This is a genomic window from Actinoplanes sp. GCM10030250 (genome assembly GCF_042666575.1).
Lineage (GTDB): Bacteria > Actinomycetota > Actinomycetes > Mycobacteriales > Micromonosporaceae > Actinoplanes.
The window spans coordinates 1-566 of sequence record NZ_JBHTDO010000131.1 but is presented as its reverse complement, the minus strand read 5'-3'; the positions used below and the strand labels follow the sequence as shown (position 1 = coordinate 566).

Annotated in this window: 1 protein-coding gene; it reads right to left on the bottom strand. The window is 42.9% G+C overall.

Annotated features, from left to right (window positions below; genetic code table 11):
- Nucleotides 1-63: 63 nt before the first annotated feature.
- Nucleotides 64-405, bottom strand: a complete 342-nt coding sequence (locus ACFQV6_RS44385) for a hypothetical protein (protein WP_378033763.1) — start codon at nt 403-405, stop codon at nt 64-66.
- Nucleotides 406-566: the final 161 nt, after the last annotated feature.

The window sequence follows — 566 nt, the reverse complement described above, 5'->3', positions numbered from 1 at the left end:
AGTCGAAACAAAAGGGTGTATTCACATTTTGTGAATACACCCTTTATCGTGAATTGAGTCTTTTTATTCCGCTTTGCCTTTAGCTCTCCTTTTGTCAACCAGTTCACGACGTTCAATTACTTTTTCAACGTCTTTATCAAATCGTTCCATAAACCAATTTGCCCAGTTCTCAAACTGCTTCTTTTGCTCTGGCGTCAAATCCATTGTCTCCATTTCCTTTTCACGCAATTCTGGAGTTACAATAATATTAACTCTGATAATTGCCGCATTTGTCGCCTCGCTTTCAGACAAACTGATTCGTTGGAGTCGACGCTTAAGAATCTGAATGTAATCTTGAAATGTAAGCAAATCGTTTCCAAAGATGCGGATCGTGAACGGCATAACCGAATCAATCAGACGTGTCATGGTTTCAAGTCCTTTCGGGGGGTGACTATGGAGGTTGCATCAAGTGTAGCAAGTTGATTCGGATGTATCCGAGTCATTAGCGTTGCCCACCTACCCGTCTACCTGTCTACACAGGTAGACGGTTGTCCGTCTGTACGGGCAAACATACAGACGGCTGTACG

What these genes read in the sequence shown, in the direction of transcription:
- ACFQV6_RS44385 (WP_378033763.1), bottom strand. Translation starts at nt 405, where the DNA reads ATGACACGTCTGATTGATTCGGTTATGCCGTTCACGATCCGCATCTTT.